Source organism: Hyphomicrobium sp. (genome assembly GCF_019744875.1).
Lineage (GTDB): Bacteria > Pseudomonadota > Alphaproteobacteria > Rhizobiales > Hyphomicrobiaceae > Hyphomicrobium_C.
In genome coordinates this window covers 167,393-190,306 of sequence record NZ_JAIETU010000013.1, presented here as the reverse complement: position 1 = coordinate 190,306, position 22,914 = coordinate 167,393, and the positions used below count along the sequence as shown (strand labels likewise).

Here is a 22,914-nt window from a genome sequence, read left to right as displayed (position 1 = left end):
CTCTTCACACTCATGATCGTCGGGAACTGATTTTCGGGATCGGTATGAAACGTCGTCACATCGACAATATCGTCGAACGTGCATCCCCCCGCCGCTAGCGTTGCTTCCAGATTTGTGAAGGCCAGTCGAACCTGCTCGGTGAAATCCGGTTCGGGGGAGCCGTCGGTACGGCTCCCCACCTGACCGGAGACGAACATGAGGTCGCCTGAGCGGATGGCGGCCGAATAGCCATGAGCCTCGTAGAGGGCGTGGCGGTTCGCGGGGAAGACGGCATCGCGCTTTGTCATGACTTAAACTCCAATAAAAATGCTCGCTTCGATGCCGGTTAAGACATCTGACGACCGATTTTGATTTCCTTAGCCGGTAGCAAAACTGCCGCGCACGCCGTCACCAAAGGACGACTTTTACGATGGCACGAGCGTGCCTCTGTGGCGGACCGAAGCACGCAGCAGCACGAGGGACGCCGCCAGCAGAACAGCGTCCTTCAGCAAAAATTGCCCTGGTGCAGCCGAGATCGCAGGAAATCCACCTGCAGTCTGCTCCGCGACACCCGGGGTCGTAACAAAGAATGTCAGCGTGATCAGGTACGTCGCTGCTGACATCAGCGCGCCAAGCGCGGAGAAGAGTGGACGAAACGCACCAATGATTAGAAAGAGACCGATAGTCAGTTCGATGACGCCGATGAAATTGCTCTGCCCCTGCGTACCGAAAATACCCAGCCAACTCATGATCGGGCTGTGCTCGATGAACGGGGCAATACCCGAGGCCTCGTACGCTGTGAACTTCATCGCGCCGAACCACAGAAATACAATCACGAGTGCCCATCTGAGCAGGCCAAGATCTCCCCGGCCATGCTCCGGGACAAGGAAGTCGTAACGGTCGATAATGCTCATCGAAAATTCCTCAACAGTGGTCTCATGGACGACGTCGTAGCGTCTCAGGGCAGGCTTTTTAGTATATGCGCCACGCATACACTGGTGAGCGAGGCATGTCGAGTGTCTTTCGACTCGCGCTTCGCTTCCTCACGATGACTTCGGCATCGGCTATGCATTCACCTCGCGAACGCAACCTTCCGGGATGACGAGTTTTATGGGGCTTACATTCAGGGTGAGCCCGTGGCCCGTTGGCAATCGTGCAGCATTGACGAATGCGAGTTTGCGGGTATTTGGGAAACGTCGGTTAGATTTGAGCTGCACACAGAGCCCTCCGATCCGCTGGCTGCCCGAAGAGCCGGGTCCATCATTTTCGGTTGCTGTGGATCAATCGAAACCCCTTAAAAACTTCTGAACAGGACCTTTTCCTATCCGACTTACGGACGATGAGTTTAACTTGCTGTCTATGCTCGGCGCACATAAAGATGTGGCCATGGATGGAACTCGAGATCGAAATATTTTCGGCGCGTTCGCACTCATGATCGGCGACGACATCGTTCGCGCCAGTTCATCGCGGGCGCCGGAAGCTGGACCCGCCGCCTCAGCGCTGGCGTTGCTTGCGCACAAGCCCGGGCTCTCGATCCGCATGCTTGCGGTCGGAGTGGGACTTTCACATGCGGGGGCCGTACGGTTGGCGGACCGATTGGCGAGCGAAGGTTTGATCGAGCGTCGGGAGCATTCGACAGACGGGCGAACTCGATCCCTCTATCTTACCCGAACCGGGAGGAACGCGAGCGACAAGGTCCTGGCCTCGCGCGATCAAGTGATTGCCGAAGGGCTATCGATCCTTAAACCACGCGAGCTGAAAGTCTTATGCGACATCGCTGAACGCGTTCTGCGCAGTCGCTTGGAAAGCCTCGAGCAATCATACCGCATCTGTCGCCTGTGCTGCTACGACGGCTGCACAAACTGTCCCATTGATGCTGAATTGCTTGAGCGAGGCGTAGACCGTGAGAACGAAGACGACGCATAGCAGGCTGCAACTGCAGCAGCTGAATGCCGCGATGAGGCGCCGCTGCTCATCGGCCTGAGCGATACATCGCGCTTGCAACCCTATTCCTCGAGCGCCAGCGTCTCCGACTTGTCCAAGCCGGTACTTGAAAGCCCGGTCTGCACGTCTGAACCCCGGATAAGACTTAAATCGACGGGACACCTATCAGCGATCGCGAGGATCCGAGAGCGCTGATCATCATTCAGCGGCCCCTCAAGAACGACGATGCGGTTGAATCGGTCGGGCGGCATCATATCCGGCACCTTCTCGTGCTGAACGGTCGTACTCGCCCGCTCGAGCGGAAAGCCCTTGCGGTTCGCGTAGAGTCGCATGGTCATCACCGTGCAGGCTGCGAGGCCGGCAGATACCAGTTCGTAAGGAGATAGCCCCGTTCCGAGACCGCCTACCGACGCTGGTTCGTCGGCGAACAGAGTGTGCTCGCCGCTGCGAATCTTGAGCCGGAATGTACCCTCAAGAGTTTCAGTAGCGACGACACCCTCGGCAACCTCGACCTGCGGAAGATCCCCTGTGAGCTGCGGGAGAAAGCGGCTTGCCCATGCCGCCACCATAGCCGAGGCGTAGTTCGCGTCTGCGACGTCGGTGAGTAGGTGATCCGCCGTATCGAGTGAGATGAAGCTTTTAGGATGCTTGGACGCGACGAAGATGCGCGTCGCGTGGTCGATGCTGACCACTTGATCCAGCGGAGAGTGCATGACCAGCAAGGGACGTCGCAAGCAGGCAATGGCCTTCTCGAGGTCGATCCCCTCAATCGCCTCCAAGAAGCTGCGGCGAACGAGGAAGGGTCGACCGGCGATCTCCACCGTTGCCTCGCCATCACTTGCGATCGTTTCCAGATCGCTCGGTCGGAAAACGCGCAAGATATGCTTAAGGTCGGCGGGCGCACCGATCGTCGCCACCGCCGCAACTTCAGGCAACTCGCCCGCGGCTACGATTACAGCAGTACCACCCAGGCTGTGCCCGACGAGAAGGGAGGGTGACATGCCCGCCGCGGCCATCGCCGTCGCGGCTGCACGGATGTCCGCGACGTCCGACGCGAAGCTCACAGGCTCGCCCGTCCCGCCACCGATCCCTGTTCCGGCGAAATCGAACCGCAAGACCCCGATGCCCGCACGCGACAGCGCGCGCGAGATGTAAACGGCGGCGCGACTGTCTTTCCCGCAGGTGAAGCAGTGAGCGAAAATTGCCCAGCCCCGTGGCGTCCCCTCTGGCGGTTCGAGGTGCCCGGAAAGCTGATAGCCAGCTCCGCTGGGAAACGTGAATATTGTTTTTGCCATATCAAAAGACCCTCCAGCACGCGGCTTGGCAATTGCGTTCCCAGACCTTCGACGGAGCTGAGCGCGCTGCCAACCATCAGTTCCTCACCTCTAGTTATCAGTTTATATGCGTGGCGCATATAGACAAGCTGCCATCCCGTGATTATATGCTTCGAGCATACTTCTGCCGGATCGCCTTTCGAAGGGAGTCTCGGCGGCAACATCAGTCAGGCGCATGGGCCGAACGACTATGGAACTCAATCAGGTCAGCTATTTCATCAACTTGGCCGACACGCTCAATTTCACAGCGGCTGCCCGCTTGAGCGGTGTGTCGCAGCCAAGTCTGACCCGCGCGATCCGCCGCTTGGAAGAAGAGCTCGGCGGGCCACTGATCTATCGCGACGGGAAGAACAGCCGCCTCACTGGCCTGGGCCACGACGTCGAGGCAGAGTTTCAGCGTGTGATGGTCGCGTTGAAGAGCGTGCGCAATCACTCTGAGAACTGGGCGAGGGGCGGGCACCGCGTGCTGAATGTCGCCGTGGCGCCCAGTGTGGGACCAAAAGAGTTTGCGGCATTTTTTGAGAGCGCGTTGGCGGAAATGCCTTCCATCGAAATCAAGCTGCACTCGCTCCAGTCGAACGAGGACACATCGGAGGTTCTTTCTGGGAAATACCATGCGTGCATCCTGCCGCGTGAAAAAAAACCGCAACGCAAGCTGGATGTGCGTCGTCTGTTTCGGGAGCGCTTCGTGCTCGGCTGTTCTGCAAACCATCGTTTAGCGGCTAGCGAGATCGTGCGCGGCGAAGACCTGCTCAAGTTTCCTTTCGTTGATCGCCTGAGATGCGAGGTTCGCGATCAGGTCCTCGATCACTTCGCCCGACGGGACTTGCTCATGAAGCCCCGCTTTCGATCAGATCGCGAGGACTGGGTGCAACGGTTCGTCGCCGACGGCCACGCCATATGCATTCTTCCGGAACGATCGGCCACTGCGCACGGCCTCGTTACTCGGCCGATCGACGGCTTTGTCTTAGAGCGCGAAGTCGTCATTGCGACGGTCTCCGGCTCCACGGCAACGGTTGAGATACGGAAGATCGCGCAGCTGGCGGCTCGGTACGAGTGGAACTGAATGACGTCGTGAAGAGCGTCGGCGCTATGGAAACTATGCGCACAGCGTATTGGATATATCTAACGCCCACTGCGATAGTCAGCGCAATAACGTGGAAAATAACCGCCAGTATGTGTGGCCCTTAAGCTATGTATTGGGTAGTATCATGGTGATTAAAATTAGAATAAATCAGATTGCGACCGCATCAACAGAACGATGGATACTTTCATGAAGTTTGAAAAGACGCAGACAGCAGTTGACCGCCTGACGCCGGAGCAACGTCGGATAACTCAGGAGTCGGGGACCGAAAGACCCTTCACAGGAGAGCTCAACGACAACAAGGAGCCTGGCATCTACGTCGACGTCGTGTCGGGGGAGCCGCTGTTCGCCTCGACGGACAAGTTCGATTCCGGTTCCGGCTGGCCCAGCTTCACAAAGCCGATCGTTGCCGCAAACGTGAATGAATTGCGCGACGACGCCCACGGCATGGTCCGAACGGAAGTCAGGTCGGTACACGCCGACAGCCATCTCGGGCACGTATTTCCGGACGGTCCTTCCGACCGCGGCGGTCTGCGCTACTGCATCAACTCAGCGTCCCTTCGCTTCATTCCGCGCGACGAAATGGAGGCCGAGGGATACGGCGAATATCTCGATCAGGTAGAGGAGGCTTAACATGCAAGAGCGCGCTGTTCTCGCGGGAGGTTGTTTCTGGGGCATGCAGGATCTAATCCGCAAGCGGCCCGGCATCATCTCTACTCGTGTGGGTTACACCGGCGGAGACGTTCCCAACGCCACCTATCGCAATCACGGCACGCATGCCGAAGCGATCGAGATCGTGTTCGACCCGGCGGTGACAAGCTACCGCAACATCCTCGAATACTTTTTCCAGATCCACGATCCGACGACGAAAAACCGGCAGGGCAATGATCGGGGGCTCTCCTACCGGTCGGCCATTTATTACGTCGACGAGGTGCAGAAGCGCGTCGCCGAGGAGACGATCGCCGATGTGGATGCCTCCGGGCTGTGGAATGGCAAAGTGGTCACCGAGGTCGAGCCCGTCGGTGATTTCTGGGAGGCCGAGCCGGACCACCAGGATTATCTCGAGAAACGCCCGAACGGCTACACCTGCCACTTTCCCCGTGCCGACTGGGTGCTTCCAAAGCGCCAGACCGCCGATGTGCAGTCTGTCGGCAGCACCGCAACGGAAGGCACATCGCGACCATTGCCGCTGGGCCGGTCGGGTTCGCAACCTTCGTAACCGCTTCGCAGCCAGGATCTTAGAACTATGCCAGACCTCTTATCCTTTCCGATCACGCGGCGCTGGCCCGCATCCTATCCCGATCGCCTGCAGCTTTATGCAGCTCCCACACCCAATGGCGTCAAGGTCTCGATCATGCTGGAGGAGACTGGCCTGGCGTATGAGCCTCACCTCATCGATATCTCAAACAACGAGTCAAAGGACCCGGCGTTCGTTTCGTTAAACCCGAACGGCCGCATACCGGCGATCATCGATCCGGCAGGCCCTGACGGTAGGCCCATTGCCGTATGGGAATCGGGTGCGATCCTTATTTACCTGGCCGACAAAACGGGCCAACTCATGCCGAGTGCACCCGCCAGACGTTACGAGACCTTGAGCTGGGTATTCTTTCAAATGTCAGCCATCGGGCCGATCTTCGGCCAGCTTGGCTTCTTCTTGCGGTGGGGCGGCAAGGACTATGAAGACAAGCGGCCTCTGCAGCGCTTTGCCGAGGAGTCCAAGCGTCTGCTGGATGTCCTGGATCGCCAGCTGGAAGGCCGCGACTGGATCGTCGACAATTATTCGATCGCGGACATCGCAACGCTCGGCTGGGTCAATGCGCTCGGTAAATCGTACGCTGCTGGCGACATCCTCGGCCTCAGCACCTATTCGAACATCCAGGCATGGCTCGAGCGCGGGCTAGCCCGACCAGCCGTACAACGTGGCCTGCGCATCCCTGCGAGGCCGGCATGAGCGTCATCGCCGCCTACTATTACAACGAAGGCAAGCGCGTCCGGAAAATCGCGATCGACGAGCACGTCCAGCAGGACGCGGGTCGCTCGGGCTTCTGCTGGATCGCGCTTAGCGAGCCCACTGCCGACGAACTTGGCACGCTCCAGGCGACATATAATCTCCATCCGCTGGCAGTCGATAACGCGATGCACCCGCTCTGCCCGCCCAAGCTCGAAGTCTACAACGATGAACTGTACGTCGTCACTCAGACCGCCGAGTTGGTCGGCGACCGGATCAGCTATGGCAAGATAGCGATCTTCACCGGGCACAATCATCTCATCACCGTGCGGCACGGCAACGGCGGCGCGATGGGCAAACTTCGGGCCCAACTCGAGGCATCCCCGGCGCTCTTCGGAAAGGGTGTCGACTACGTACTGCACGCAATTTTGCACCGCATCGTCGACCAGTATTTGCCCATCTTCGAAATGATCGAGGATGACGTCCTGGCGATGGAGAAACGATCGTTAGATGACTTTCTCGGACGAGAGGAAGTCTCCCGCATTTTCGGACTGAGAGCTGAACTCACGCGCTTCCAGCGCACACTCGGGGCGATGGGCGAGTTGGTGCGAAAGCTCGTTCGCGGCCACTATCCCTGCATCAGCGCCGAAATGAGACCCTACTTCAACGATGTCGCGGATCACGTCGATCGCGTGCAGTCCATGGTCGACGGCCTTCTTCAGAGCCTATCGACGGTCTTTGAGTTCAGCAGCCTTCTCGAAGCGCAAAGGACGGGTGTGATCACCCGCCAGCTCGCGGCTTGGGCAGCAATACTGGCAGTCCCGACGGCCATCGCTGGCATCTACGGCATGAACTTCAAGCACATGCCTGAACTGGACACAGCCTATGGATACTTCGTGGTGGTTGGGCTGATAGCGGTCGCCTGCCTATTCCTGTTCGTACGCTTTAAGAAGGCCAAGTGGCTATGAATAGCGCGCATCATGTTCTTAGCCGTCATCTGACGGATCACGGCGCGCCGTGTGCGGGAGCGTGTCCAATCCAGCTCGAGATGAAGGTGCGTCAATGACATCCCAAGTGACCGACGTTCTGGAAGCAGTCCAGTCGTTCATCGCCAAGGGCTATGACCGAGAGTATCGGGTCAAGGACGGCAATCTCGTCGATCTTGAATTGGGATCGACCCTCGATCCGTGCGCCATTCGCGTCGACGCAGCGTTGCGCCTGGAAAGCGGGGATGATGCCGAAGACGCTTCCAATATCTACGCCATTACCGATCCAGCGACCGAGCATAAGGGCCTGTTAATCGACGCGTTCGACGTGTTCGACGAACTGTGTCACCGCGACCTTTCTGATCGGCTGGTAGCGCATCGCGAAATCACACCAGCGGGTGACCAGGATGTGCCGAGCAAGCACGGACTGCGCAAAGTCTACAAGAGCGAGTTCCACCGCGAACCCGAGCGATACGTACTGCGGGAGGGCTTTCCAGACTTCCCGGCATGCCCCTTCGGCGGAGCCTTCAGCATCCTCGGTTTCGATACCGTCGAGCAGTCGTACGTGTGGCTCGTTACCAGCATCATCCGAGATTCCCGGCTGATTAGGATCCCCTACCAGGGAGAAGGGGTCATCAGCGATGAGTAGCCGGATCGCAGAGCCTGTGAGGTTTCCCCATGGCTGGTCACAGATCAGCCTGCTGCAACTTTTGATGATCGAGATCCAACGAGGTGATGATGGAATGGAATAAAGACCACATCCGGGAAACCATGTTTTCTCTGGAGACCGCAGCCCTTAATAGCGCTCGCGACAATTATCTGGAGTATGTCTCCACCGCCCGGCTTGATCGCACCGAACCGATCGAGAACGACGAGCATGCTCAGGCCGAAGTCGCGAGCGATTTCGCTGAAGCGCTTGACGACACCCTCCACGACTATGCCGATAAACTCGACAAGCTCAGGACGATCGATTTCGGCCCTAAGTCAGCCGTCACCGAAGGCGCTGTCGTCAAGCTGTCCGGCCGCCACTTCGTGATCGCAGTATCGACGAGCAAGTTCAGATGTCAGGGGCGTGAGCTCATGGGCATTTCGACGATGGCACCAATTTTCGAAGCGATCGAAGGCGCCCGAGCGGGAGAAACCGTGCGGTTCAAAGGCCGGGATCTCACAGTGGAAGACGTGGCATAGAGCGGCGTCTCGTCAACCCATCACGTTGGAGACACAATGAAAGCAGTTGGTTACAAAGTTCCGGGACCCATCGCTGAGGATGCCTCGCTGGTCGACATCGAGCTACCTCGGCCCGTCGCTGCAGGAAGCGATATCCTGGTCGAGGTTAAGGCCGTCTCGGTCAACCCGGTCGACTACAAGGTCCGCAACAGCACGCCGCCCGCCAACGGCGACTGGAAGGTGCTGGGATGGGATGCCGCCGGGATTGTGCGCGAGGTCGGTCCCGACGTGACGCGGTTCAAGTCAGGCGACGAAGTCTATTATGCCGGATCGATCACACGGACCGGTACAAATGCGCAGTTCCATCTCGTCGACGCCCGGATTGTCGGCCGCAAGCCCGCGTCGCTCGACTGGGCAGAAGCGGCGGCACTACCGCTGACAGCGTTGACAGCCTGGGAGGCGATGTTCGACCGCCTGGACGTCATGAAGCCCATCCCCGGTGCAGCTGCGGCGATTCTCATCATCGGTGGCGCGGGCGGGGTTGGGTCGATCGCCATTCAGATAGCGCGGCAGCGCACGGATCTCACCGTCATCGCCACTGCCTCTCGACCGGACACGCAGGAGTGGGTGAGGGGGCTTGGCGCTCACCATGTCATCGACCATTCACGGCCGCTCGCGGGACAAATTGCCGAGCTCGGCATTGGCGCTCCCGCTTTCATCTTTTCGACCACGCATACCGAGCAGCATGTCGCCGACATCGTCGAACTGATCGCCCCGCAAGGGCGGTTCGCGCTGATCGACGATCCAAAGGGGTTCGATATCATGCTGTTCAAGCGCAAGGCGGTGTCAATCCACCACGAGTTGATGTTCACGCGGTCGATTTACGGCACGCCCGACATGAATGAGCAGGGCAAGATCCTGGATGCGCTGGCAGTGCTCGTAGACGAAGGCAAAATCCGCACGACGCTGACCCAGCGACTCTCGCCAATCAATGCTGCCAATCTGAAGAGGGCGCATGCGCAGAGCGAAAGTGGCTCGTCAAAAGGCAAGATCGTCCTTGAAGGCTTCTGATGATCGCCACCGCCAAGCATCTCTTCCAACCTCAAGACGGCCGGATGGATCACGCACCGGCGAAGGAATTTCCATGACCAAATCCATTGCCACCGCCTCGATCAACCGCCAAACCGCAGTCGCCCTCATCGACGCTGCGATTACCGCGGCCAGCGCAATCGGCATCCCGGCCGCCGTCGCCGTCGTTGATGCTACCGGAAACTTGCGCGCGTTTCAGCGCACCGACGACGCGCCGTTTCTCACCGTCGATGTTGCCGTCGATAAGGCTTGGAGTTCGGCCTCGTTCGGATTCCCGACCCATGTCTGGAATGACTATGTGACTAACGATCCGAAAGTGGCGCCCCTGGCCTATCGCCCCCGGATGGTCGCTGTGGGCGGCGGCTATCCGATCCTAGAAGACAGCAAGTTGATCGGCGGGATCGGCATCTCCGGAGGCACGTACCAGCAGGATCAAGATGCGTGCGTCGAGGCACTCAAGAAAATCGGATTCCAGCTACCGGCCTGATGCTGAGCCAACGGCGCATTGGTTACGCTTGCCCCAGTTCGTTCACGAGGTGGTCCGCGTCGAGATGGAAGTCCGAGAAAACTATGCGGCCGCCAGCGTCTATAACCGTGAACCAGGGCGTTCCTCGGGTGCGGTAGTCTTCCATGAAGGAGGGATACTTCGCGCCGGCGGGTGGCTCGTCATGACCGAAAGCGACAGGAAGCTCATACTTCAGCTGGTTCACGCGCAGCTGCTCGAAGGTGTTCTCTTGCGCCCCTTCGAAAACGGTCTGGATCACAGCGAAGCCGACACCCCTCGGTGCAAGCGCGGCATGCAATCGTTGCAGCGTCGGAAACCCATGCAAGTGGCACCCAGGGCACCAGTGCTGGAAGGCGAACAAGATCTTTGGGCCAGCGCCGACATCCGACAGCTTGAGCGGCGCGATGCTCGCCCCATCGGCGCCAATCCATTTCTGCACCCGCAGCTCAGGCGCTTGCCGTTCAGCTCCGCTCATCAATGCTCCCATCCTGATGAATCGCGTTGAAGGTCGCGCGTCGCAACCCACGCGAACATGCTTCTACCGCCTGACGAAAATTTGCCGAGTTTTTCTCGTTATTCAAAATGCCTCGCGTGTTCGACTATGAAGGTATGCGAGGCATAGATCTAATAGCGGCGCGCTATAGTTTCCATACGATCAGCCCTTCAGTCATACGGCCGCGTTTGCATAGCGTGGAGGCATGAAAAGCAAAGTATTGGAATCGGAGGCCGGCCCAGGCTGGTCCGTTGATACGCTATGATTCTTAGCGCGAAGCGATCCGTTGTCGCTGAACGACGCGCCGCTCATGGCCGCTGGCAAAGCGCAGCGCAGTGGCAATGTGGAGGTCAAAGTGGGAAACGTCTGATGATGGCACTGGTCAATTGGGTTCATCCTGGGTCTCGCTATTCGGTTGAGACCCCTCGGCAGGGCCCCATCAAGCAAGATGGTAGAGGCTGAACAATCCGTCTGTCCATGTTCGCCCGATCCGCCAGCCGGCCTCTTCAACGATGGTTCGGAACGCCGATGTAGAATGCTTGTAGGAATTTTCGGTGTGTATGCTCTCGCCAGCCGCGAAGCTGAATGTTTGACCGCATATCTGCACGACCTGCGATACTCTGCTGGTGAGATGCATTTCGATCCGGCTCATGCCGGCGTTGAAGACGGCGCGATGTTCGAACGAGGGCAAGTGAAACGCCGGAGTGATTTCGCGATTGATGCGGGCCAGAATGTTCAAATTGAACTGCGCCGTCACCCCGGCCGCATCATTGTAGGCCCGTATAAGCGTCGTCTCGTCCTTCAGCAGATCCACGCCGATCACCAGTTCGGCATCGTCGCCCAGCGTTCGCCGCCAACTGCGCAACATGTCGCTGGCCTGTTTCGGATCAAGATTGCCGATCGTCGAGCCGAGAAAGAAGCCAAGCTTCTTCCTGTGCCGAAGATCTGCAGGAAAGGCATCGAGCGTTGAGAAATCGTCAACGACCGGTCTGAACACAAGCGCAGGAAATTTGGCAGATAGCCGCGTGCGGGCCTCGTTCAGCGCATATCGCGACACATCTATGGGAACGAAAGTGATGCCGGCCGGGGCCAGTCTCAGGAGGGCATCCATTTTGCGACTGGAACCGGCACCGAGCTCGACGATGACCTGATCCGGCGTCAGTTGTCCGGTGATGGCGGAGGCATTCCCCACCAAAAGAGCAGCCTCGCTGCGCGTGAGATAGTATTCAGGCAGTTCGGTGATCAACTCGAACAGGTCGCTGCCGCGCGCGTCGTAGAAGTATCGGCACGGCAGTGTTTTCTGGGGCTGGGCCAGCCCATGAAGAACCGCTCTAACAAACTCTGCGTCGACGACGTTGGACGCTGCGACCGCGTGTGAGGTTTGAAGCATCAGATGTCAGCTGCCAGACGCAGACCAGCGAATTGCCAGCGCTGGTGAGGGTAAAAGAAATTGCGATATGACGCACGGGAGTGGCCGGGTGGCGTGATGCACGATGCACCTCGCAGCACCTGCTGACTGACCATGAACTTACCATTGTACTCACCGATTGCCCCAGGCGGCGGCGAATACCCGGGATAGGGAGCGTAAGCACTCTGGGTCCATTGCCACACCGACCCATACATCTGCCGGAGCTGTTCGTCGTCCTGCGAAGCAACAGGTTTCAGTTCCGGCGTGAATGTGCCAGCGTGCGACGGCAATTCCCGCGCGGCCAATTCCCATTCGAACTCGGTCGGAAGCCGATGTCCGCTCCAACGAGCAAATGCGTCGGCCTCAAAGTAGCTCACGTTACAAACGGGAGCAGCCTTTTCGAGCGGGCGAAGTCCCTCGAGGGTCATCTGCTTCCAGTCTGCACCGCAGGCTTCCCAATAAAGCGGGCACTGCCAGGCTTCGCGTTGCACCATGTTCCAGCCGTCGGCCAACCAGTGGTCTGCGTCGCGATATCCACCATCCTGAATGAACGCGACCCATTCGCCGTTGGTCACGAGCCTGTTCGCCAATTTGAAGGGCCGCACGAACGCCTGGTGGCGGGGGTACTCGTTGTCCCATGCATAGCCTCGGCCATCGTGTCCGAACTCGATCAGTCCGCCCTTGTATTCAGACCATCGCAGCGGCGATGCTGCGGCATCGCTCATAATAGATGGCTTGCCCGGAATGTAAGCAGGGCGGAGCGGGTTCGCCGCAAAGAGAGCAAGCAGATCCATGAGCAGCAGTTCTTGATGCTGCTCTTCGTGATTGATGCCGATCTCAATCAACCGATCGACCTCGGGCTGATCGCCTGGAAGCAGGTCGACCAGACGGCTTAAGGCTTCATCGACGTGCTGACGATAGGACATAACCCTGTCCACCGACGGGCGCGTGAGAAGTCCGCGCATGCCACGCGGCTGACGCGCCCCCTGGCTCTCGTAATACGAGTTGAAGCAGAAATTAAAAGTCTCGTCGAAGACCCGGTAACCTGGCAGAAACTTGGCAAGCACGAAGGTCTCAAAAAACCACGTCGTATGAGCCAGATGCCATTTTGTCGGACTGGCGTCGTCCATCGGTTGAACGACCATATCTTCTGCGCTCAGCGGCTTGACCAACTCCAAGCTTCTGTCCCGCGTCGCTATCAGCCGCGGATACAGGCAGCTTCGCAACGTCGTGGTGTTCGGAATAGCAGAGGCAGCCATCTCGTGACTTTCCTATGTGTATGACTTTGGAAACGCGCAGCCCGCTGCCCAGGTTGCGTGCATCCGGGGTCGTAGGCGGGATTTGCAGAATAATCGCTCGTGTCCTTGATGCCGGGAACTGGCTGAGCCATCGTTAATGGTAAGGACCGAAGATTTGTACGGCTGGGATGAACTCGCGGATCGGCAGCGGTCGGCGCCGACCGCCAACTGTATATTGCGAACCTACGATGAACCAGTGACTGCGGAGCTATTCAAACTATAGCGAAAGGGTATTGGCAAATTATGCTGGCCCGACCCTATAGATGGTTCCAGTCTGTCGTGACAAACAAGGGGATACGTGATGGTCACCAGAGGATTCACGGGCCGCGGCTCCGGCGGCGACCAATCAAATCGGATCCCGCCAGGACAGCATCTCGTGGAGAATTTCCCGGTTCTGTCAGCAGGGCCGACACCAAGCGTGGATCCCTCCGATTGGACGTTTACCGTCAAGATCGGTCCGAAGCCCGTGAAAGTTTGGGATTGGAGCGCGTTCAACGCCCTGCCGAAGACCAAAATTACCCGAGACATTCACTGCGTCACGTCCTGGTCCAAGCTGGATACCGCATGGGAGGGCGTACTCGTAGAAGACATTCTTGCAGATGCCGGGCTTGAGCGGCCAAGCGATTTCGTACTGGCGCACAGCTACGATGGATATTCGACAAACGTACCGCTTGCAGATCTGCTCTCAGGAAAAGCGATGGTCGCGCTTAACTATGCGGGCAAACCACTTCCGCGCGATCATGGAGGGCCGGCGCGCCTTCTGGTTCCGCACCTCTACTTCTGGAAGTCCGCCAAATGGGTGAATGCGCTGCAATTCACCACGCGAGACGAGGCGGGCTTTTGGGAGCTGCGTGGCTATCACATGTACGGCGATCCGTGGCGCCAGCAACGATACACCAATGACTGAAAACTTGGCGCAGACCGTGCCGTGGCAGTCATGCGCGATCACTGAAATCGTCCAGCAGACACCGAGTATCAAGAGCTTCTTCTTTCGGTTGAGCAAACCGTTCGCCCACATCGCTGGTCAGCACGTCGATGTCCGGCTGACCGCGCCTGATGGTTACAGCGCGATGCGCAGTTACTCGATCGCGTCTTGGGCAATCTCGTCCCCAACCATCGAGCTCGCGATCGAGCGCCTGCCAGACGGTGAAGTTTCGCAGTTCTTTCACGATGTCGCGGCGATTGGCGACGAGATCGAGCTTCGTGGTCCGCTCGGCGGCCATTTCCTGTGGCCGGAACCTGCCATAGACCCAGTGCTGTTGATCGGGGCAGGTTCTGGCCTCGTGCCGTTGATGGCAATGATCCGGCAGCGGCGCGCACTGGCCCAGGTCGTGCCGACCGCGCTGCTCCTGTCGGCAAGGACCGCTGAGGACGTTCTCTTTTCAGAAGAACTTCATTCCATCGAGATTAGCGATCCGATGTTTGTCTTTGCCCTGGCAATCACGCGCGATCAACCTGTCCGCGCATCGGACTATGCGCGAAGGATCGACGGCGTGATGGTCCAGGAAGTTCTAGCGCGGCTTTACCGGAAGCCCACGCAGGTGTTCATTTGCGGTTCCAACAGTTTCGTCAACGTCGCGACCGATGGCGCGCTGCTGGCGGGCCTGGACCCCTCAATTATCAAGACCGAGCGCTACGGTGGTTAGCAGCGCAGGCTATCTAGCGTGGCTGCCTCGAACAAGCTGCGCGTCAGTCCGAACCAACGCTGGTCAGTGAGATGGAGCATGCCGAGTTCGAGGCAGCTTTCGCAAAGCTTCCGGAGGGATACAGCCAAGGCTCCTGCGACGGGCGGCGCTTCGGTTTGACCGTCCGGCGATCTGAGGACGGATGTCGCAACAGTTTGTTTGCCAGGGAGTTGGCCGGGACCGACATTGTCAGCTTCAACCTGTATCGCATGACATCAGGTAAAACATCACTCAAGCCGTGTGAGATGCCTGCGGAAAAGGTCGTGGCATTCGTGCTGGATTTCCGACCGGACTTCTGACTGACGGGAGAAGGTCTCGGCCAACCGCTGACCCTGCGATGCTCGCCCTATACGACGTGTATGTCGCGACAGGTATCGAAACAATAGTCGCCGGTCATTGGACTTCGTCTGGCGATGAATTCATTTTCTTCACGTCGCTACCCGTGGGGAACCGGTGCTGGCTCCCGTGTGAGTCATGATTGAGAAAGTCCAGGCGATGACGAAAACAAGTGCTGCGACCGTTCCGACAATTTCTGATCTCGACGAATGCGCGGCGATAACCGTCGCTGAGGCTCTGAAGATCATCCTCTCGGACAGCTATGCGCTCTACATAAAGACAAAAAATTTCCACTGGCATGTCTCCGGACCCTGCTTCAGGGACTATCACCTGCTCCTTGATGAGCAGGCCGGACAGATCCTTGCCGCCACTGATGCGATCGCCGAGCGCGCCCGGAAGACGGGCAACACAACCATTCGATCGATCGGGGATATCGCTCGCCACCAGACGATCAAGGATAATGATGCTGAGTTCGTGACGCCGCAGGATATGCTGGGCGAGCTGCGCGCCGACAATCTCCATATGGTTGAGTTGCTTCGCCGCGCAAAGGAAGTTGCGGACGCGGCGAAGGATAATGCGACGTCTGGCCTGATCGATACCTGGACGGACGAGGCGGAACGGCGCGCGTGGTTCCTCTTCGAGATCAGCCGGTAAGTCTGCGCAGGGCAGACTAAGTCAGGAATGACGCCCAGGCGTGGAAGGTGAAGATGGTGAAGGTCGGCTTGGGAGGGGGATGCCATTGGTGCACAGAAGGGGTGTTCCAGGCTTTGCGCGGTGTCGCTCAGGTCGACCAGGGTTATGTCCAATCGGACGCGCCGGCAGACACTTGGTCAGAAGGCGTGATCGTCACCTTCGATCCATCGGTTATCCCGTATGCCACGCTGTGCGATGTGCATCTCAGAACGCATTCCGCCACCCGGGCCTGCTCACCTGGCAGCAAGTACCGCAGCGCGATCTACATCTTCGAAGACAGCCAGCGGCATGAGGCCGAACTGGCGATAGTCCGATTCGCCGAGGAGGCCGGCAAGGCGGTGCATACTCTGGTTCTTCCGTTTAGGAGTTTCAGGGCGTCGGACGAGCGTTACCAAAACTACTATCGAACCGATCCGAGCAGGCCCTTCTGCCGCCGCAGCATCGACCCAAAGCTGGATCATATCCGACGCCACTTTTCCGAACTGGCGCTCGCTGAAGCGAACCTTACCGCCACGCAGGCCAACGATGACAGTGATGTCTCGTAGTGCCGGTGCGGCTGCGAGAATGCCTAACCGTTCTTTTTTCCCCGCACTCAAACACTAGTCCGTCGAATCATGAGAACGCTGATTTATGGCGAGGCGCCGAGCTGGCTGAACAAGGGCCGGACTTGACCGCGCCCTTCGACACGTAGCTGCTTGCATTGCGGGGATCGGCCGCCCCCACGTTTCTCTTTCCTTCGTTCGTGCCGCACCGCGTGATTCGACTCCGCAAGGGAATCGTGTTCTTGCCACGTTCCAGAAACCCAAGTCCGGGATTGAACGCCGCAATGCCAAGGGGAATGCCATGGCGAAACATTGGAACCGTGACCGCGCCGCTGAGCAAATCGACAAGCGGTTGGACGAGGTCGAAACCGTGGACGTAGTTGATTTCAAACGCGACATGTCGCTTGAAAGCATACCGACGAACAAGGCCTATCGTATGGACGCAGCGCATCTTTACGCGGACATACTCAATCTATCCGACATGCTCTGCGTTACTGAAGATGAGGGCGTGACTTGTCACCGTCGCACGCTTCGCTTCCTTAACCTGCACTACCGGGCCGTCTACCGCATCCTTTCGGAGTGCGATGCACGGCGGGTCGACTTCCACAATCAACGACTGCACTCCGTTGTGTTCAAACCGTACAACACTGATGACGGCGCCGAGCGAAAACGATTGGAAAGAGCCGTCGCCATCGGACAGATGATCATCGACGTGCTTACGCAAACCGGAGATGATGACGAGCAGATTCCGAACGCCAAGGTGCGGATTGGGATCGATACTGGACTGGCCCTCGCCGTGAACAACGGCCGGCGCGGTGGACGGGAGTCTCTTTTCCTGGGCGAGCCCGCCAACGGAGCCGCGAAGTTGTCTGGTGCCCGACAAAAACAGGGGATTTTCCTGACCAATAGAGCACGCAAGGCAATTGGGCTCAAAGAAGCTGATAATCCTGGTGCCGCCGCACTGACCGATGATGAAATAGCCCAATGCAAGTTGGCGGCAGCCCTTCCAGTCACTGTAGACGAGATCGTCCGAGACTGGCGCGACGACCTGAGCGCAAATCCGATCGGTGCTTTCGAGTTCAGCCGCCATATGCCGCCGCTTCGCACGCTCGACATAACCGCCTTGACGCCAGGCAATTCGCGGCGACAAGAAGCGGTCTCGCTTTACGCCGACATCGACAACTTCACCGCCTACGTCGCCTCTCATGTGACGGATAGCGCCGAAGATGTTGTCAGGGTTTTTCATGTCCTGCGTTCCGAGATGGATCGGGTGCTGACGGCTGATTTTGACGGTCGCCGCATTCGTTTCATTGGTGACTGCATTCATGGCCTGCTCTGCGATGGGACCGCGCGCGAGACCGACGAGGAGGGCAGCGTCAGTACGGCGACGCTTTGCGCTGGCGCACTGCGGTCCAGCTTCGCTCTATCGCTGGAGAAGCTTAAGGATCGCGGGATCGATGTCGCCGATCTTGCGCTTGCGATCGGTTTCGAGCTCGGTCCGATGACCGTCACGAGGCTTGGGTTGAAAGGAGATCGCGTGCGCTGCTCGGTAAGCAGGGGTGTCCTCGCAAGCGAGGCCGAGCAGCAGCGCTGTGACGGCACTGAGACGGCGATCGGACTGCACGCATATGAGGCGGGAACAGAAGGGGTGAAGAATCTCTTCGGCAAGCCTCGTAAGGCCGCCAATCTCGACTACAACGAGGTGGTCGAAGCGCTTTCCGATGACGGCGATGCGTCAGCAAAAGCCGCCCAGGAAGCAGCCTACGTGGTGGCTGCCCCTGCTATCGTTGAAGCCGCCCGAATAGCCGTTCGCCCTCACGCTCTTGCCAGGTGAGCGTGTCCGCTTGTGATCTTCTGGCTGGTAAGGCGCCTGAATTTGGCGTCACAATACTGACCCGATCCGGCGCCCGGTTGACGGCTACGGTTCCTGTTCCGATGCCCGATGGAAGCGCGCCGTCTTACTCCATCGTTATGGAAGCGGCCGGGCCCATGGTCCCGGCGCGTGAAGAAGTTCCGGTCCGCTTGCCGGCCTTCTGTCCCGAAAGGCATATCAACGCTGACGGCAGCTTTTGTCTGGGATGGGAGAAAGTTGATCCGCTCGCAGTCAACGACGAGAGCGACGCCTGGAGTTGGTGGGCGCGTCTTATAAAGTTTCTGCGGCTGCAAGAACGTGCTGCTCGACGGCGATGCTGGCCCGATAGTCGTGCCTGGGCGCATGGGGCGGCCGCTGCTCAGCAACTTCGAGCCGAGCACGCTGCGGCTCGGTTGGGAGAGCCGTTTGTCGATGACATCGCGCGGAATCTTCTCACGGTTGCCAGGCTTGGAACCAGCTCGAACGGCCCGGCCCTGCGCGTTTATCGCGACGGCGTCCGGATCTTCTCAGTCTGGGAGCTTGCAAAGCGTCCGGTCAATCTTCGCCGCCGCTGTCTTTGCAAGAAGGGAGAAACCAGGCGTCCGGCCGTCCTGCGCAACTGCGGCACCCACAAACAAGACGCTGTTGATCTCGCTTTTTCTCTACGTGACCGCGCGCGGGAGGAGGCAAAGTTCTGGAAGACGCTTGAAGGCCGCGTCTGCTGCGGGACAATGGACGGGTGTCCGCTGGCAATAGGGGGGTCGTGATGGGGATTGCAGAAAGATTTGAGGATAAGGCGGACCTGATTGCGGCGCTGCAGCGACAGCAGGTGATTGCGAACGATCGCGCAATCGCCGAGGACGTTGCGCATGTTGGCCAGCTGATGGAATTTGAACCGGGCCGCCGACTGATCGAGCAGGGCGGCGTAGACCGCCATATCTATTTTCTGCTCGCAGGCGAAGCGCGCGTCATCGTGAATGGAGTACGTATGCACACCCGCGCCGCCGGTGTTACCGTCGGCGAGATGTCTGCCCTAAACTCGACCATAGCGCGTTCGGCCACAATCGAGGCTGAGAAGGCGACCGCTGTCTGGCGCATCACACACACTCGACTTGAAGAGGTTGCTGACCGAAACCCTTCGCTTTGGAAACAGCTGGCTATAGATTTGTCGGGGCGGTTGGAGCAAAGAAACAATTACGTGAACCGGGCAAATTTAGAGCCGCGCCTGTTCATCATCTGCTCTGCAGAGGCACTCGACATTGCGAAATGCATTCGTATCGGGCTGAAGCACGTGACGCGCCAGATTGTCATCTGGAGCGATGAACAGATATTCGAGAGCGGATCATATCCGCTTGAGACCCTGGAAAAGGAAGTCAATCAGGCTGACTTCGCAATCGCTCTTGCTGAACCCGACGATATCATCCGCTCACGAGACCGGTCTCAGGTGACCGTGAGAGACAATGTCATTTTCGAGCTCGGTTTCTTCATGTCGCGTCTGGGAAGAGCGCGGTCCCTTCTTCTTGTGCCACGTGGGACGGACGTAAAGCTCCCGTCCGACTTCAAGGGTTTAACTCCGATAGCGTACTCCAAGGTTGGTCCGGGCGACGAACTGCCCGTGATACTTGGCCCTACCATCGACGAGATAGATCACATCATAAAGAAGAAGGGTGTGCGTGCGTCTCTCATAGAGGTTTCGTAACAGGATATTGGTGAAGCCGTCTCCGCCCTGCGCGCGGACCGGGCTCTCGTGAACGGAACCCCGAGAGTGCGGGTTTCCGCCATCCGGCTTCGATCCCTGGCGGAATGCTGCAGGGTATCGTGCGTGCTGCATCCACGTTGCTAGACTGTCAGACATGAACGGCCCTCGCCATCACGGCATACATGACCTCGCTGCACATCCCGATGCCGACGCACTGGGCGAGCATGATCACCCGCGCAAGCGTCTCCTGAAGTGGCGGGCTATCCTGACAGCCAAGGCGTGGATGGGCACGCAGCTGGCCTGTTTCTTCGTGGAGCACGAGAGCCGGGCAGGGCGGATCGTGCTCGTGTTCAACGAAGCCAACGACTTCCATCCTCTGCTTTGACGGAGAGACATGCTTAAGGCCGCCCTCGCAGCCCTCTACGAACGCGACGTCTTCGTCCCCGAGAAGCATCTGCCCATCGTGGACCGTGCGGAGCGTGTTATCGCCTTCCCGCCAATGCGTTGATCATCGCAGATCGAAATAGCAATCCGGGCTGAAATTTCGCGCCGACAGGTCCTTTCCGTCGAAGCCGCGGCAGTTGGCGAGCAGCGTCGTGCCTCCGACGCGATATCGTTTGCGGATATGCGTGTGCCCATGAATCCAGAAAGGCGTGTTTGTTAGTGCTTCGATGATTGTCTCCAGGTCACTGGCGAATGCCTCATCGAGGCCATTGCCTTTGTGCTGCGGATTGAGCCCTTGCGGGCTCGGAGCATGATGAGAAATAACTACCATCGATCCAGCTGTCTCCATGGCTTGTTTTCGAAGTGCTGCGACCGCTGAATCGTGTGCGGCAAGGGTGTCGGTAGGGCGCAGTTTCACGAGCGCATTCTCGCCGTTGTCATCAGCGCGGCGCGTCTTCGTGAAGAAGTATTCGCCCATGCCTCGGCGTATGCGTTCTGATGCGTCTTCGTTGCGGCCTGCCAGGTCAGTCCAAAGCGTTGTCCCGAAAAACCGCACGCCCTCAATCTCGATGAGATTGTCATTGAGAACGTTCACGCCTGCCAAGTGCTTGCGCAGCAGCGGGACGGTGTCCTCGAACACGCTGCCATAATGCTCGTGGTTTCCGGCGACCAGAAGCACATGCGCAAATGCCTTGGTGGCTTCTTCGATCAAACGAAGGACCCGGTCCCGCTGCTTGACGCTGTAAGGGTCAGTCCGTGCGGGATCAAGCGCGCTTGCGTGGCATAGGTCTCCGGCGATGATAAGCACGTCGCCGGCCGGCAGCTGGTGCCGGAACGCCTGTGCTTCCAGATGCAGATCGCTCATGTAGTGGCAGCGCATGGTCGCTCCGAATCGCGGGGTCTTTCGATCTTGAGCGATCCGCGCAGCTTTGTCGGTTAAGCCGCGTTAACAGATCCTCAGGCGGCCGATGCGGTCAAGATTTTCCATAGCGTCGATTGCTGCACTGCATCGTGACACGCGCGACAAGCTTGCCATCATCTTCATCGGTATAACCCCGACAAGCAGAAGGATGTTCATGTCTACAAATGCACTCAAGTACACGACCCACGAAGGCATTATCAAACTTGTACCGCTCGACACTATTCGTCTCATCCGTCACTTGACCGAAGAAGATAAGGCGCGTGCCAAGGATTCCCTAAAAGAGAAGAAGGGCATCGACATTGATGCTGCTCGCGTCAATGTCCGCATTGAGTTCGGTGACAAGTCATCCAAGCTCGCACAGGAATCACTCGATGCGCTGCGTGAGCAGGGGATCGCACTGGTCAATCTCGGTTCCGACCGGTACGTGCCCGCCAACAACATCACCGGCGCAGAAGCATTCAGCAAAGAAGATGCAGAGCGCTTGAAGGGCGACGAGTACACGCTCAAGCAAACCTTCCGCTCCAAGGTCGAGACGCGGGCAGGGACCGTCCTGTCCTCCGCGACACCGGTACAGATCATGGACCGTCGCGCTAAGGCGATGGAAGCCGTGCCAGCCAATAGCAACAACAAGAAGCCGACGGCCAAGCCGGCTTGACGAACGCAATGGACCGCATCCGGCCTTTGCCGGCTGCGACTGAGCGGATTGGCGTCACCGACTTCCCGCTGTCCGAAATCAAGTTCTACGTGACCGACAATACGGTCCTTCGGCCGAGCGAATGTTAACCAGCCGTAACTACGCCTGCGTCGCAGGCGTAGTTATGAACAGTTCTCACTGTAGAATATTCTACAGACAATTTTATGTTGACATGCGCGCTCACGATAGGTATCTGTAGCCTGCTCTACAGAGGTATTTATGGCAATTCTAACCCAACTTTGCACAGTCCAGATCGGCCATACGGCTCGGGGCCGTCTTGAGGCTGAGCCGAACGGCGTCGCTGCCATTCAGCTTCGCGACACCCGTCCTGAAGGAGGCATGGCGGATAATGCCATCGGACGATACCGAATGGACCCGGTTCCAGACCGCTATTTGGCTCGGGCAGGCGATGTCCTGTTTCGCTCACGCGGAGACAGGAATACGGCGACGGCCCTCGGTCCTGAATTCGACCAACCAGCAGTAGCGGTCATGCCGCTCGTTATCCTCAGACCCAAATCGGATTTGGTTGACGCAACTTATCTGGCCTGGTGCATCAACCAGCCCGTTGCGCAGCGACACTTCGATGTATGCGCGCAGGGTCAGAATATTCGAATGATCCCGATAGGCTGCCTCTCGGATCTCGAAATCCCTGTCCCTGATCTCGCGACCCAACGCGCCATCGCCGAGGTCAATCGGCTTGCCGACCGCGAATGCGATCTCGCGACGCGCCTTGCGGCCAAGCGCCGACAAGTGACAGCTTTCGCGCTCCATGAGCGCGCCAACCGCCATTCATCAAGCCAACATCGAGCAGG

At 58.5% G+C, this 22,914-nt stretch carries 29 protein-coding genes; 21 read left to right on the top strand and 8 right to left on the bottom strand.

All coding sequences use genetic code 11. The annotated features are described in order from the left end of the window. Together K2Y42_RS19080 and K2Y42_RS19075 are read right to left on the bottom strand one after the other, a co-directional pair. A partial coding sequence (locus K2Y42_RS19080; RefSeq protein ID WP_291155661.1) for a Rid family hydrolase occupies positions 1-287 on the bottom strand: 287 nt, incomplete at its 3' end. A gap of 117 nt (positions 288-404) precedes the next feature. Then, positions 405-893: a DUF417 family protein gene (locus K2Y42_RS19075; protein WP_291155658.1), complete on the bottom strand. Its 489-nt coding sequence runs from the start codon at positions 891-893 to the stop codon at positions 405-407. A gap of 445 nt (positions 894-1,338) precedes the next feature. Between K2Y42_RS19075 and K2Y42_RS19070 the strand changes: the two genes are divergently transcribed. Continuing rightward, the gene (locus tag K2Y42_RS19070; protein ID WP_291155682.1) at positions 1,339-1,905 is read left to right on the top strand and encodes a MarR family transcriptional regulator; all 567 of its coding nucleotides are present in this window, start codon (positions 1,339-1,341) and stop codon (positions 1,903-1,905) included. An 80-nt stretch (positions 1,906-1,985) separates the two neighbouring features. On the opposite strand, the gene K2Y42_RS19065 is transcribed toward K2Y42_RS19070, so the two are convergent. Beyond that, the gene (locus K2Y42_RS19065) at positions 1,986-3,218 is read right to left on the bottom strand and encodes a bifunctional alpha/beta hydrolase/OsmC family protein (RefSeq protein ID WP_291155655.1); all 1,233 of its coding nucleotides are present in this window, start codon (positions 3,216-3,218) and stop codon (positions 1,986-1,988) included. 229 nt (positions 3,219-3,447) lie between these two features. Here K2Y42_RS19065 and K2Y42_RS19060 point away from each other — a divergent pair, with 229 nt between their 5' ends. The 9 genes from K2Y42_RS19060 (at position 3,448) to K2Y42_RS19020 (ending at position 10,018) form a co-directional block, all read left to right on the top strand. Then, positions 3,448-4,323 carry a LysR family transcriptional regulator gene (locus K2Y42_RS19060; RefSeq protein WP_291155652.1) on the top strand — a complete coding sequence of 292 codons (876 nt, stop codon included), beginning with the start codon at positions 3,448-3,450 and terminating at the stop codon, positions 4,321-4,323. A 207-nt stretch (positions 4,324-4,530) separates the two neighbouring features. Then, entirely contained in the window at positions 4,531-4,974 is a 444-nt protein-coding gene (gene msrB, locus K2Y42_RS19055; protein ID WP_291155649.1) for a peptide-methionine (R)-S-oxide reductase MsrB, read from the top strand. Between the two features lies 1 nt (position 4,975). Then, positions 4,976-5,560: a peptide-methionine (S)-S-oxide reductase MsrA gene (gene msrA, locus K2Y42_RS19050; RefSeq protein ID WP_291155646.1), complete on the top strand. Its 585-nt coding sequence runs from the start codon at positions 4,976-4,978 to the stop codon at positions 5,558-5,560. A gap of 27 nt (positions 5,561-5,587) precedes the next feature. Further along, positions 5,588-6,292 (top strand): glutathione S-transferase N-terminal domain-containing protein, encoded by a 705-nt coding sequence (locus tag K2Y42_RS19045; RefSeq protein WP_291155643.1) that lies wholly within the window; start codon positions 5,588-5,590, stop codon positions 6,290-6,292. After that, entirely contained in the window at positions 6,289-7,257 is a 969-nt protein-coding gene (locus K2Y42_RS19040; RefSeq protein ID WP_291155640.1) for a magnesium and cobalt transport protein CorA, read from the top strand. The genes K2Y42_RS19045 and K2Y42_RS19040 overlap by 4 nt, the downstream gene beginning before the upstream one ends. Before the next feature lie 106 nt (positions 7,258-7,363). Further along, complete coding sequence (locus K2Y42_RS19035; RefSeq protein ID WP_291155637.1) at positions 7,364-7,924, top strand: hypothetical protein; 561 nt, start codon at positions 7,364-7,366, stop codon at positions 7,922-7,924. Positions 7,925-8,013: 89 nt separating this feature from the next. Next, positions 8,014-8,463 carry a hypothetical protein gene (locus K2Y42_RS19030; RefSeq protein WP_291155635.1) on the top strand — a complete coding sequence of 150 codons (450 nt, stop codon included), beginning with the start codon at positions 8,014-8,016 and terminating at the stop codon, positions 8,461-8,463. A 36-nt stretch (positions 8,464-8,499) separates the two neighbouring features. Next, positions 8,500-9,513: a zinc-binding alcohol dehydrogenase family protein gene (locus K2Y42_RS19025; protein WP_291155632.1), complete on the top strand. Its 1,014-nt coding sequence runs from the start codon at positions 8,500-8,502 to the stop codon at positions 9,511-9,513. Between the two features lie 73 nt (positions 9,514-9,586). Next, positions 9,587-10,018 (top strand): heme-binding protein, encoded by a 432-nt coding sequence (locus K2Y42_RS19020; RefSeq protein WP_291155630.1) that lies wholly within the window; start codon positions 9,587-9,589, stop codon positions 10,016-10,018. A 22-nt stretch (positions 10,019-10,040) separates the two neighbouring features. On the opposite strand, the gene K2Y42_RS19015 is transcribed toward K2Y42_RS19020, so the two are convergent. The 3 genes from K2Y42_RS19015 to egtB all read right to left on the bottom strand — a co-directional run bounded on the left by K2Y42_RS19015 (position 10,041) and on the right by egtB (position 13,196). After that, positions 10,041-10,511: a redoxin domain-containing protein gene (locus K2Y42_RS19015; protein ID WP_291155628.1), complete on the bottom strand. Its 471-nt coding sequence runs from the start codon at positions 10,509-10,511 to the stop codon at positions 10,041-10,043. Positions 10,512-10,968: 457 nt separating this feature from the next. Continuing rightward, entirely contained in the window at positions 10,969-11,919 is a 951-nt protein-coding gene (egtD, locus tag K2Y42_RS19010) for an L-histidine N(alpha)-methyltransferase (RefSeq protein ID WP_291155625.1), read from the bottom strand. After that, positions 11,919-13,196 carry an ergothioneine biosynthesis protein EgtB gene (egtB, locus tag K2Y42_RS19005; protein WP_291155623.1) on the bottom strand — a complete coding sequence of 426 codons (1,278 nt, stop codon included), beginning with the start codon at positions 13,194-13,196 and terminating at the stop codon, positions 11,919-11,921. The genes egtD and egtB overlap by 1 nt, the downstream gene beginning before the upstream one ends. Positions 13,197-13,536: 340 nt before the next feature. On the opposite strand from egtB, the gene K2Y42_RS19000 reads away from it, so the two are divergent. From K2Y42_RS19000 to K2Y42_RS18960, 9 genes are all read left to right on the top strand, one after another. Further along, positions 13,537-14,142: a sulfite oxidase-like oxidoreductase gene (locus K2Y42_RS19000; RefSeq protein ID WP_291155620.1), complete on the top strand. Its 606-nt coding sequence runs from the start codon at positions 13,537-13,539 to the stop codon at positions 14,140-14,142. Next, complete coding sequence (locus K2Y42_RS18995; protein WP_291155618.1) at positions 14,135-14,881, top strand: ferredoxin reductase; 747 nt, start codon at positions 14,135-14,137, stop codon at positions 14,879-14,881. The genes K2Y42_RS19000 and K2Y42_RS18995 overlap by 8 nt, the downstream gene beginning before the upstream one ends. A 71-nt stretch (positions 14,882-14,952) precedes the next feature. Further along, positions 14,953-15,219 (top strand): hypothetical protein, encoded by a 267-nt coding sequence (locus K2Y42_RS18990; RefSeq protein ID WP_291155615.1) that lies wholly within the window; start codon positions 14,953-14,955, stop codon positions 15,217-15,219. 175 nt (positions 15,220-15,394) lie between these two features. After that, on the top strand, positions 15,395-15,910 hold the full coding sequence (locus K2Y42_RS18985; protein ID WP_291155613.1) for a DNA starvation/stationary phase protection protein: 516 nt from the start codon (positions 15,395-15,397) through the stop codon (positions 15,908-15,910). Between the two features lie 53 nt (positions 15,911-15,963). Continuing rightward, the gene (locus K2Y42_RS18980; protein ID WP_291155610.1) at positions 15,964-16,494 is read left to right on the top strand and encodes a peptide-methionine (S)-S-oxide reductase; all 531 of its coding nucleotides are present in this window, start codon (positions 15,964-15,966) and stop codon (positions 16,492-16,494) included. A 298-nt stretch (positions 16,495-16,792) separates the two neighbouring features. Next, a complete protein-coding gene (locus K2Y42_RS18975) occupies positions 16,793-18,325 on the top strand; it encodes an adenylate/guanylate cyclase domain-containing protein (protein WP_291155607.1) in 1,533 nt (510 codons plus the stop codon). Beyond that, positions 18,322-19,110 (top strand): E2 domain-associated cysteine-rich protein, encoded by a 789-nt coding sequence (locus K2Y42_RS18970; protein ID WP_366512437.1) that lies wholly within the window; start codon positions 18,322-18,324, stop codon positions 19,108-19,110. Before K2Y42_RS18975 ends, K2Y42_RS18970 begins: the two co-directional genes overlap by 4 nt. Then, on the top strand, positions 19,110-20,042 hold the full coding sequence (locus tag K2Y42_RS18965) for a TIR domain-containing protein (RefSeq protein WP_291155601.1): 933 nt from the start codon (positions 19,110-19,112) through the stop codon (positions 20,040-20,042). Before K2Y42_RS18970 ends, K2Y42_RS18965 begins: the two co-directional genes overlap by 1 nt. Positions 20,043-20,196: 154 nt before the next feature. After that, positions 20,197-20,427, top strand: a complete 231-nt coding sequence (locus tag K2Y42_RS18960; protein ID WP_291155598.1) for a hypothetical protein — start codon at positions 20,197-20,199, stop codon at positions 20,425-20,427. A 123-nt stretch (positions 20,428-20,550) separates the two neighbouring features. Here K2Y42_RS18960 and K2Y42_RS18955 read toward each other — a convergent pair whose 3' ends face one another. Beyond that, positions 20,551-21,366 carry a metallophosphoesterase gene (locus tag K2Y42_RS18955; RefSeq protein WP_291155595.1) on the bottom strand — a complete coding sequence of 272 codons (816 nt, stop codon included), beginning with the start codon at positions 21,364-21,366 and terminating at the stop codon, positions 20,551-20,553. A gap of 196 nt (positions 21,367-21,562) precedes the next feature. Between K2Y42_RS18955 and K2Y42_RS18950 the strand changes: the two genes are divergently transcribed. Together K2Y42_RS18950 and K2Y42_RS21330 are read left to right on the top strand one after the other, a co-directional pair. Further along, positions 21,563-22,063, top strand: a complete 501-nt coding sequence (locus tag K2Y42_RS18950) for a hypothetical protein (RefSeq protein WP_291155592.1) — start codon at positions 21,563-21,565, stop codon at positions 22,061-22,063. An 8-nt stretch (positions 22,064-22,071) separates the two neighbouring features. Continuing rightward, positions 22,072-22,191 (top strand): DUF6876 family protein, encoded by a 120-nt coding sequence (locus K2Y42_RS21330; protein ID WP_366512439.1) that lies wholly within the window; start codon positions 22,072-22,074, stop codon positions 22,189-22,191. A gap of 334 nt (positions 22,192-22,525) precedes the next feature. On the opposite strand, the gene K2Y42_RS18945 is transcribed toward K2Y42_RS21330, so the two are convergent. Further along, positions 22,526-22,873, bottom strand: coding sequence for a hypothetical protein (locus K2Y42_RS18945; RefSeq protein WP_291155589.1), 348 nt, complete (start codon positions 22,871-22,873; stop codon positions 22,526-22,528). Positions 22,874-22,914: the final 41 nt, after the last annotated feature.

Excerpts from the sequence above, each read along its gene's own strand:
- K2Y42_RS19075 (WP_291155658.1), bottom strand. The coding sequence starts at position 893 with ATGAGCATTATCGACCGTTACGACTTCCTTGTCCCGGAGCATGGCCGG.
- K2Y42_RS19070 (WP_291155682.1), top strand. The coding sequence starts at position 1,339 with ATGCTCGGCGCACATAAAGATGTGGCCATGGATGGAACTCGAGATCGA.
- K2Y42_RS19065 (WP_291155655.1), bottom strand. The coding sequence starts at position 3,218 with ATGGCAAAAACAATATTCACGTTTCCCAGCGGAGCTGGCTATCAGCTT.
- K2Y42_RS19060 (WP_291155652.1), top strand. The coding sequence starts at position 3,448 with ATGGAACTCAATCAGGTCAGCTATTTCATCAACTTGGCCGACACGCTC.
- msrB (WP_291155649.1), top strand. The coding sequence starts at position 4,531 with ATGAAGTTTGAAAAGACGCAGACAGCAGTTGACCGCCTGACGCCGGAG.
- msrA (WP_291155646.1), top strand. The coding sequence starts at position 4,976 with ATGCAAGAGCGCGCTGTTCTCGCGGGAGGTTGTTTCTGGGGCATGCAG.
- K2Y42_RS19045 (WP_291155643.1), top strand. The coding sequence starts at position 5,588 with ATGCCAGACCTCTTATCCTTTCCGATCACGCGGCGCTGGCCCGCATCC.
- K2Y42_RS19040 (WP_291155640.1), top strand. The coding sequence starts at position 6,289 with ATGAGCGTCATCGCCGCCTACTATTACAACGAAGGCAAGCGCGTCCGG.
- K2Y42_RS19030 (WP_291155635.1), top strand. The coding sequence starts at position 8,014 with ATGGAATGGAATAAAGACCACATCCGGGAAACCATGTTTTCTCTGGAG.
- K2Y42_RS19025 (WP_291155632.1), top strand. The coding sequence starts at position 8,500 with ATGAAAGCAGTTGGTTACAAAGTTCCGGGACCCATCGCTGAGGATGCC.
- K2Y42_RS19020 (WP_291155630.1), top strand. The coding sequence starts at position 9,587 with ATGACCAAATCCATTGCCACCGCCTCGATCAACCGCCAAACCGCAGTC.
- K2Y42_RS19015 (WP_291155628.1), bottom strand. The coding sequence starts at position 10,511 with ATGAGCGGAGCTGAACGGCAAGCGCCTGAGCTGCGGGTGCAGAAATGG.
- egtD (WP_291155625.1), bottom strand. The coding sequence starts at position 11,919 with ATGCTTCAAACCTCACACGCGGTCGCAGCGTCCAACGTCGTCGACGCA.
- egtB (WP_291155623.1), bottom strand. The coding sequence starts at position 13,196 with ATGGCTGCCTCTGCTATTCCGAACACCACGACGTTGCGAAGCTGCCTG.
- K2Y42_RS19000 (WP_291155620.1), top strand. The coding sequence starts at position 13,537 with ATGGTCACCAGAGGATTCACGGGCCGCGGCTCCGGCGGCGACCAATCA.
- K2Y42_RS18995 (WP_291155618.1), top strand. The coding sequence starts at position 14,135 with ATGACTGAAAACTTGGCGCAGACCGTGCCGTGGCAGTCATGCGCGATC.
- K2Y42_RS18990 (WP_291155615.1), top strand. The coding sequence starts at position 14,953 with ATGGAGCATGCCGAGTTCGAGGCAGCTTTCGCAAAGCTTCCGGAGGGA.
- K2Y42_RS18985 (WP_291155613.1), top strand. The coding sequence starts at position 15,395 with ATGATTGAGAAAGTCCAGGCGATGACGAAAACAAGTGCTGCGACCGTT.
- K2Y42_RS18980 (WP_291155610.1), top strand. The coding sequence starts at position 15,964 with ATGGTGAAGGTCGGCTTGGGAGGGGGATGCCATTGGTGCACAGAAGGG.
- K2Y42_RS18975 (WP_291155607.1), top strand. The coding sequence starts at position 16,793 with ATGGCGAAACATTGGAACCGTGACCGCGCCGCTGAGCAAATCGACAAG.
- K2Y42_RS18965 (WP_291155601.1), top strand. The coding sequence starts at position 19,110 with ATGGGGATTGCAGAAAGATTTGAGGATAAGGCGGACCTGATTGCGGCG.
- K2Y42_RS18960 (WP_291155598.1), top strand. The coding sequence starts at position 20,197 with ATGAACGGCCCTCGCCATCACGGCATACATGACCTCGCTGCACATCCC.
- K2Y42_RS18955 (WP_291155595.1), bottom strand. The coding sequence starts at position 21,366 with ATGCGCTGCCACTACATGAGCGATCTGCATCTGGAAGCACAGGCGTTC.
- K2Y42_RS18950 (WP_291155592.1), top strand. The coding sequence starts at position 21,563 with ATGTCTACAAATGCACTCAAGTACACGACCCACGAAGGCATTATCAAA.
- K2Y42_RS21330 (WP_366512439.1), top strand. The coding sequence starts at position 22,072 with ATGGACCGCATCCGGCCTTTGCCGGCTGCGACTGAGCGGATTGGCGTC.
- K2Y42_RS18945 (WP_291155589.1), bottom strand. The coding sequence starts at position 22,873 with ATGGAGCGCGAAAGCTGTCACTTGTCGGCGCTTGGCCGCAAGGCGCGT.